Below are 8,023 nucleotides of genomic sequence, written 5' to 3'. Positions count from 1 at the left end.
TGGTAATACGCGCCGTCGGGGCGCACCATACGGCTTGACATATTGTGGCGGGATCATCGCGACCTCATGTCCGAGCGATCGCAGCTCCCGCGCCCAATAATGCGACGCGCCACAAGCTTCCATTGCGACAAACGCTGGCGGCAAACGACGGAAGAACTCCAGAACCTGGCCGCGCCTCAACTTGCGCCGCAAGACTGGTTGCTCCATCCCGTCAACGCCATGTAGCTGAAATACGCTTTTTGACGTGTCCAAACCGATTCGAGCAATTGCCACGGACGGCTCCTTCGTTTGAGGTCATCGACGACCCCATCCTGCCACGCACACCGGTGGAAGGGGGCCGTCCACCCCAACACGAGAGCCCGGTGCGGCGGAAGCCGCACACGCGAATCGGAAAAATCCGCCAGTCCGCGGATCTAGATGTCCTCGCGCGCTTGCGTCTGCGCGTCATAGATCCTGATCTGAAGCATGGGAAAGCGCTTCTTGAGTTCTTCTCCGCCTGCCCTGGCGCCGTCTCTGGTTGCAAATTCGGCCTTGAGTCGGCCATCCACTTCAAGTGCGTAACCAGAGGCCGGCAGTTCGCGGGTTGCTGCAAACATTTCATTCCCATTGTGCAGTGATGTGGTCGGGAATGATGGGTAACGTGAGTCGCCCAAACGACGCCAGACCCACCTGACCCGGTGCGCTGATCGGTCGTCGCATCTTGTGGATTGACGTCTCGCAGTGGAGCCCTTCGAGGACGGGCATTTGCATGGTCCGAACAGGGGGACGGGGTTTCAGCCAGCGCGGATGCTGCATGGACACGGCCCGACATTCCTGCCTTCCACAGCACTGGCCCGCGCAGTCACCCTCCCGCTGAGCCGACATGTGCGGCTGGCCTCTGAAATTTATGCCGCCTGGAAGTGCAATTGTGGAACGGCCGCGACCAGCTTCCTCGTATAGGGTTGCCAAGGCCGTAAAAATACGTCGTCCGCTCCACCGGCTTCGACGGCCACGCCATGGTGCATGACAAGAACGCGGTCGCTGAGGTGATGCACGACGCCGAGATCATGCGAGATGAATAGATAGCTGACACGCAAATGCGACTTGAGATCTCCAAGCAGATCGAGAATTTGCGCCTGAATGGATACGTCAAGTGCCGCGACCGGCTCGTCACACACGATGATCTTGGGGCGCGGAGCAATTGCGCGCGCGATCGCAACCCGTTGGCGTTGACCGCCCGACAGTTCCAGTGGACGCCCGGTCCTGAAGTTTGGTGACAGACCCACGAGATCAAGCAGCTCGCTGACCTCCGATTGTCGACTGGCTCTGTCGAGGGGATTTCCGCTACGTCTGGCCAAGGCATCATCAATGACACGCTCGATGGTCCAACGCGGATCGAATGAACTTAGTGGGTCCTGGTAGATGACCGAGATATCCGATCGCCGCTGGCGGCGCTCTTTCTCAGTCGCTGCAGTCCACGGCGAACCCTCGAGTGTCACCTCTCCTTGGTCCGGCCTTTCGAGCGCGAGCGCCATGCGTGCCACGGTCGTCTTCCCAGACCCTGACTCGCCGACGATGCCTAGCGTCTCTCCATGGCCGAGGCGAAACGAGACGTCATTGACGACGGTACGCAGCTTGCCATCCGGTCCGCGAAAGCGCTTGACGAGCCGTTCCGCCTCAAGCAGGGGACTACAACGCTGTGCCATATTCGACTGGGTCAGCGCTCTGGTCTCTCCTTCAGCCGAGATGAAGCGCGGCGCCGTCGAGGACGAAAGACGGCTCCCGCGTGACCGGACGGATGGGATCGCCTTGAGGAGGCCCCGCGTGTAATCATGTCTCGGGTCACCAAAAATCTGTTCTGATGAGCCATGCTCGACGATTTCGCCGTGTCGCATCACAATAACCTCGTCGGCCATCTGCGATACCACGGCAAGATTGTGGCTGATGAGAATCATGGCCTTGCCGCGTTGGCGGGTTTCACTGAGCAGATCCAGGATTTGCGCCTGGATCGTAACGTCCAGCGCCGTCGTGGGCTCATCTGCGATCAAAAGAGCTGGATCGAGTGCGATTGCCGTCGCAATCAAGGCTCTTTGCCGTTGCCCGCCTGAAAGCTCATGTGGAAGCTGCCGCGCCTTGACCGCCGGCTCGGGCACGCCCACGAGATTCAGAAGTTCAACTACCCGTTCCGTCAAGTCTGCGCGTGTCCTGATTGCACGGTGAACACTTAGTGCTTCACCGATCTCCTTGCCAACCGGTCTCAGCGGATCGAGCGACACCAGCGCGTCCTGTAACACAAAGCCAATGCGCTTGCCGCGCAAGGCTCTCCATTCCCTGTCACCGAGTCGATCGATATTCTTCCCCTGAAAAGTCAGGCGGTCAGCTTGGACATGAGATCGCGCCCCGGTCAGACCAACCAGCGTCCGGGCCGTAACGCTTTTGCCTGATCCCGATTCACCGACGATCGCGACGCACCGGCCTTCCTCAACCCTGAAAGAGACCCCCTTGACCACAGCTCGCCGCGAATGCGCCGGCCCGAAGGAAACGTTGAGGTTTTGTACGGTGAGCAACGGGTCGCTAGCCGGGGGCTTTGTGGCATTTTGCCGGAAGGAAGCTGCGGGATAGGTCACGTTCATGGAAGCTCGATCCTTCCTTCCAGGCGTTGCTGCACGTACTGGCCGATGACAGTCACTGAGAGCGCGAAGGTAGCGATGGCGATCCCGGGCATGACCTCGAGCCACCATGCATAGATTACGTAGTTGCGCCCGGCATTGAGCAGTGCGCCCCATTCCGATGACGGGGGCGCAACTCCCAAGCCGAGAAACGAAAGGCCGGATGCCCAAATGATGGCTTGCCCGATACCGAGCGTGAACATTGTCGCAAGCGGGCTGATTGCGTTGGGGAGGATATGCTTGAACAGGATGTCCCTGGGCGAGTGGCCTAACGCCTTTGCCGCCTCAACATAACCAGTAGCTTTGACCCTCAGAACCTGCACCCTCACCATGCGTGCATATCCTGGCGATGTTCCAAGGCCGACCGCGATAATCAGTGTCGAGACCGAGGTGCCCAACAACGAAACGAAGAGAAGCGCAAGGAACAGAGTGGGGAGAGCGAACAGGGCGTCGAAGAGCCGGCTGAGCACGTTGTCGATCCAGCCGCCAGACAGGCCCGCCGTCACGCCGAGTATGAGCGCGATGGCAAGGCTGAGCGCAGTCGCACCCAGCCCAATGGAGAGAGACTGACCTGTCCCCGCCACGATGCGGGAATAGAGATCCCGTCCGGACTGGTCCGTCCCCAGCCAATGCGTCAATGAAGGGGCCCTGAGAGGTGACATCAAGCTCAGCGCCAACGGATCATGCGTCTGAAGCAGTTTCGGCGCAATCGCCGCGATGAGGAAGAAGGCCGTGAAGACAGTCGCGATATAGACCGGAACCGGAAACATACGGGCGCCCGTCAGCACTCTTGCAGTGATGAACGCTTTTGTATGTCCCGCGGAGCCATTGGCGAAACTCATGCCTCTTTCATCCTCGGGTCGACGAGTTGTATCGTGAGATCCACGATCAAGCTGGCGGCGACAAACAGCGCAGCTGAAACCAGGATCACCCCTGACACGACCGGGACATCGCGTGTGGACGATGCTGCGACAAGGACGCCGCCGAGCCCCTGACGGCCGAAGACCGCTTCGATCAATACGGCGCCCGACAGCAGCTTGCCTATGATCCAGCCGGAAAGGGTGATCCCCGGCAAGGCCGCATGGCGCAGAGCGTGACGTAGACGGAGGCTGAGATCACCTGTGCCGCGCATTCTCGATGAGGTGATGAAAGGCTGATCAAGAACCCGCGTGAATCCGCTCAAGACCGCTTGACCAAGGAAGCCGTAGATTTCCAAGGCCAGGGCCATCGTAGGCAGAACGAGGCCCATGAGGGTGTTGCCGCCCACGACAGGAAACAAGCGAAGCTGGATCGCGAAAACGACCAGCAGGATTGTCGCCAGCCAATAGGGCGGCAGGGTTGCCAGGAAGACCTGAAACCCGCCTAGCGCCTTGGACCATATGTTGTTACGGCCGGCGAAAAGAACCGTGGTCGTGATGGTGATGATCCAGGCGGTCAACATGGCGGCAAAAGCGAGCGCAATCGTTGGTCCGATCTGGCGCGCAATCAGGTCTGTGACAGGTTGATATTGGACGTAGGACTGCCCAAGGTCTCCGTGCATCACGTCCCTTACATACTTTCCGTATTGCACGAAGACGGGTTGATCGAAGCCATATTTGGCGTTGATGGCGAGTAGCTGGTCCCGAGGAATCTCTCCCACGTTTCCGCTATTTGCATTGAAGATGATCTGGGCCCGTTCCCCGGGCATCAGAAACTGCACAAAGAAGGTAAATGTCGCCGCGGCCCAAACCACGATCAGGCCGGACAAGAGCCGGCGCGCTAGCCAAAGGCTTTGATGGCCTATCGTCTTCACCGCATTCATTTCTTGTCGGTGAAATATGCGTCCGAGAAAACGGGCTCGCCCACCGACCCGCTGTCGAGCCAGATGTCCTTCACATTATCGGCTAAAGCGAGGGTGACGTCCAAAACCGTGTAGCTCAGGGACGGCGCGTTCTCGATAATCCGCCGTTCCGCCTGCTGATAAAGCGCGGTGCGTTGCGCCTTGTCACCAGCCTGTTCAGCCTTCTGAATGATGTCCCACAGGGGCAGATCCTGATAGCGGGATGGATTGAAGGGATTGCGGACACCATTCAGGTCAGGCTTGTACGAAATACGATAGATCTCGGCGCCAGGCGCAACCCAATACAGTGGAACGACCTCATAGTCATTTGGACCAAGATTCTTTCCTGCCCAGAAATCAGCCTGGTTGGTCGGCTGGAGCCGCACGTCGAACCCTGCGGCCTTCGCTTGCTGCTGGATGATCTGCAGGACCTGATCGCCGTCGGGAGGCGAAAAGGCATTGGTGTAGGTGATGCGTATGATCAGCGCTTTGCCGTTCTTGCTGCGAATGCCGTTTGCATCGCGCTCCGCCCAGCCAGCCTCATCGAGCAGCTTGTTCGCCTTCTCGATGTCATAGGAATAGGATTTTGAGAGCTCGCTGACATATTCCGGCGAGCTTTGGCTCAAAGCGAAATTGCCCTCATAGGGCAGTGAGCCAAGAAACGCCGCTTGCACGGCAGCACGTCGGTCCGAGGCGTAAGCAAAAGCCTGCCGGACACGCACGTCGTCGAACGGCGGTCTCTCGGAGAACAACGCAAGCCGAAGCGGCGTTCCACCCGTGAGGTGGCGCACGATCTTGAACCGGGAATTGGCGTCCTGCCAGTTGACGGCAGGGATATGATAGACAACGTCGGATTCGCCGGTCAGAAGTGAGCCGTAGCGTATCGTGGGGTCAGCGAGAAAACGCCACTCAATTCCTTCGACATAGGCTGGGCCTTGATGCTTGGCAGTGGCCGGCGCCGAATTATAGTTTGGGTTTCGACGGAATATGACGTTCTTGCCGCGGTTCCATTTCTCTACGATGAACGGACCCGAACCAACTGGGCTTTCGCAGTTCACGGCCTTGCTACGCTTAAGCGCCGTCGGCGACAAGATGCCTTGCGAGGACTGCGCAAAGACATTCAGCAGCGGCTCGAACGGCGTCTTCAACGTGATTTTGAGCGTCAGCGGGTCGGCAACCGCCGCGGACTCGAAGATGCCCCTGAGATAAGGACCGGCTGTGGGGTTCTCGAGCTCCGGACTGTCGCTCAGCCATCCATTGATGTTATCGACGACCGCCTGGGCGTCCAGAGACGTCCCGTCCGTGAATTTGACATCGGGCTTGATCTGGAAGGTGTAAGTTTTGCGGTCATCCGAGATGGTCCAGGCGGTCGCAAGCCAAGGCAGGATCCTTCCGTCTTCAGCCCTGGCGACCAGATTGTCGCTGAATTGACGCTGAAGGTACCACTGCTGCACCCAACCACCATAGAGGCACGGCGGCTCCTGGAAGTGTCCGTACCGGATAATCCCATCCGATTGCGGCTTGCCAGCCGAAGCGCCCTCCGCGTGCACCGGATCCGCAATCGAAAGGCCAGACATCGCGATGGCGATGATTGCGGCGCGAGACTTCACACGACGATTCAGACTTTTGAGAAGAAACACCGCATGAACGGCAGCCGGCTTGGACATGATAAGCTCCGAATGTGATAAAGGAGAAGCACTCAGGCGGCGGAGACCTGGTCGGTGCGCTCGCCCTGCAGTGGGATGCCGAGGTGCTCGCGCAGCGTTTCGCCGCGATAATCCGAGCGGAACAAGCCGCGCCGCTGAAGAACGGGAACAACGTGATCGACGAACGCAGGCGTGCCGTCGGACAGAACATCAGGTATGACGTTGAACCCGTCGACTGCGCCAGCCCGGAACCATTCTTCGAAGGATGCGGCAATCTGTTCCGGCGATCCGACCAGCACCCGGTGGCCATAAGCAGGCGCCTCTACGATGATCTGGCGGACTGTTTTGCCGGAGCGCACGAGAGCTTCCACAGTGCGATGTTGGCCAATGGAAAAAGCAGCGTCCGCATGTCCCGGCAGTAAGCTGAGGTCGATTGGCTCGTCGATCTTCAGCCCTTCGGCAGGGATACCGAAACGACTGGCCAGCGCATCAAGGGCAACGTCAAAGTTGATTAGATCGTCAAGCTCCGCCTTGCGCTTGATTGCTTCCTCTTCGGTCCCGCCGACGAACGTGACGATACCCGGCAGCACAAGGGGCGCCCGTCGTCCATGTTGAGAAGCAAACGACCTGAGGCGATCGGCCTCGCGCAAGGCGATTTCCAAATCGCCTGTCGATGAGAACACGGCATCGGCGCTTCGGGCCGCGAACCGAAGCCCTTGATCCGATCCGCCGGCCTGGAAAATAACGGGCTGCCCCTGTCTTGAGCCCGGATGTGTCAGTGGCCCGCTGATGTCGAAGAACTCGCCGGCATGCCTCGTCGTCCGCAGCCTGCTCGGATCACCAAACCGCCCCGACGCCTGATCCAGGACAAGAGCGCCTTCTCCCCAGCTATGCCAAAGGGTTCGCACCGCCTCCACGAATTCTTCGGCGCGGCGATAACGGTCATCACGTGATAGCTCGTCGCCGCCAAAGCTTTTGGCCGTATAGACATTGGACGTCGTGACTGCGTTCCAGGCCGCACGGCCGCCACTGACAACGTCAAGCGACTGGAATCGGCGCGCGAGGTTATAGGGTTCGTTGTAGGTGGTGGATGCCGAGCCGATCAGACCGACAAATCTTGTTTCTCGCGCAATGCTGGCAAGCGTGATCGTCGGCTCGATGCCGTTGAGCGGCGGGTGGTTGTCGATTGCTGGATTGAGCGCTGGCGTGTCGGCGAGGAAAACCGCGTCGAGCTTTCCACGCTCGGCGAGCTTTGCGGCTCGTACGTAATGGTCAATATCGTAAAATGCGCCGGGAGGATTTCCGGGCCACCGCCACGCTGCGGCATGTCCCCCAGCGCCATGCAGGTTCAAGCCAAGGTGAAGCTCACGTTCAAGCGCTGACGTCATCACGCGGCACATGCGGTTCGTGTGGAGGTGCACCGGAAGCTCAAAAACGTCATCGCACTCACTCAATTTTAGATCGTCATGAATGCCTCATGACAATTTAACATTGCTGAGTAGCCGGCCAGCGTCAACCGCGGTGGAAAAATAAGAATGCCTGTTTCAATTCGTGCGGCCGGACAATGAGATTTCTGTTGGAAATTCCTTCCGCCGCGAAACGATAAACTCCGTGACTGAGAAGCCCATCTATCTATGCAGTCACATCGACGTGCCCACGCTCCCCGACCAGAAAGAACGCGACCCTCGCGCATCCAGTCTCCGTCGGAAATTGAACGGCACTGCGTCGATGGTGCCGGTTGCGAGTTGATCCCTGGTTCTGGGCGATGGGCCATAGCTAGATTCAGCCCAATGGCCTCATCGGCAGACCACGCTGCAGGCCTCGCGTGCGGACACAATCCTTGGTTCGGAAATACTCAAGCGGGCCCGGACAACTGCTGATTGTTGACAATTAGCAAATAGCACGAATTG

At 59.0% G+C, this 8,023-nt stretch carries 6 protein-coding genes and 1 pseudogene; all 7 read right to left on the bottom strand.

Annotated elements, in window-relative coordinates; genetic code table 11:
* Positions 1-273, bottom strand: a pseudogene (locus IC50_RS42850) (IS110 family transposase); the annotation flags it as partial.
* 140 nt (positions 274-413) lie between these two features.
* Positions 414-596, bottom strand: a complete 183-nt coding sequence (locus tag IC50_RS42180) for a hypothetical protein (RefSeq protein WP_014498065.1) — start codon at positions 594-596, stop codon at positions 414-416.
* A 288-nt stretch (positions 597-884) separates the two neighbouring features.
* A complete protein-coding gene (locus IC50_RS34480) occupies positions 885-2,612 on the bottom strand; it encodes a dipeptide ABC transporter ATP-binding protein (protein WP_014498066.1) in 1,728 nt (575 codons plus the stop codon).
* Complete coding sequence (locus IC50_RS34475; protein ID WP_028144229.1) at positions 2,609-3,490, bottom strand: ABC transporter permease; 882 nt, start codon at positions 3,488-3,490, stop codon at positions 2,609-2,611. The genes IC50_RS34480 and IC50_RS34475 overlap by 4 nt, the downstream gene beginning before the upstream one ends.
* Positions 3,487-4,449 carry an ABC transporter permease gene (locus IC50_RS34470; RefSeq protein WP_011084418.1) on the bottom strand — a complete coding sequence of 321 codons (963 nt, stop codon included), beginning with the start codon at positions 4,447-4,449 and terminating at the stop codon, positions 3,487-3,489. Before IC50_RS34470 ends, IC50_RS34475 begins: the two co-directional genes overlap by 4 nt.
* Positions 4,446-6,134: an ABC transporter substrate-binding protein gene (locus IC50_RS34465; RefSeq protein WP_050991188.1), complete on the bottom strand. Its 1,689-nt coding sequence runs from the start codon at positions 6,132-6,134 to the stop codon at positions 4,446-4,448. Before IC50_RS34465 ends, IC50_RS34470 begins: the two co-directional genes overlap by 4 nt.
* Positions 6,135-6,166: 32 nt before the next feature.
* Positions 6,167-7,501 carry an NtaA/DmoA family FMN-dependent monooxygenase gene (locus IC50_RS34460; RefSeq protein ID WP_035715768.1) on the bottom strand — a complete coding sequence of 445 codons (1,335 nt, stop codon included), beginning with the start codon at positions 7,499-7,501 and terminating at the stop codon, positions 6,167-6,169.
* Between the last annotated feature and the right edge of the window lie 522 nt (positions 7,502-8,023).

It is taken from the genome of Bradyrhizobium genomosp. I (2014) (assembly GCF_000261685.1).
GTDB lineage: Bacteria > Pseudomonadota > Alphaproteobacteria > Rhizobiales > Xanthobacteraceae > Bradyrhizobium.
Note: the sequence above shows the minus strand (reverse complement) of the source record. Positions and strands in the feature narration are given on the sequence as shown.

Excerpts from the sequence above, each read along its gene's own strand:
- IC50_RS42180 (WP_014498065.1), bottom strand. The coding sequence starts at position 596 with ATGTTTGCAGCAACCCGCGAACTGCCGGCCTCTGGTTACGCACTTGAA.
- IC50_RS34480 (WP_014498066.1), bottom strand. The coding sequence starts at position 2,612 with ATGAACGTGACCTATCCCGCAGCTTCCTTCCGGCAAAATGCCACAAAG.
- IC50_RS34475 (WP_028144229.1), bottom strand. The coding sequence starts at position 3,490 with ATGAGTTTCGCCAATGGCTCCGCGGGACATACAAAAGCGTTCATCACT.
- IC50_RS34470 (WP_011084418.1), bottom strand. The coding sequence starts at position 4,449 with ATGAATGCGGTGAAGACGATAGGCCATCAAAGCCTTTGGCTAGCGCGC.
- IC50_RS34465 (WP_050991188.1), bottom strand. The coding sequence starts at position 6,134 with ATGTCCAAGCCGGCTGCCGTTCATGCGGTGTTTCTTCTCAAAAGTCTG.
- IC50_RS34460 (WP_035715768.1), bottom strand. The coding sequence starts at position 7,501 with ATGACGTCAGCGCTTGAACGTGAGCTTCACCTTGGCTTGAACCTGCAT.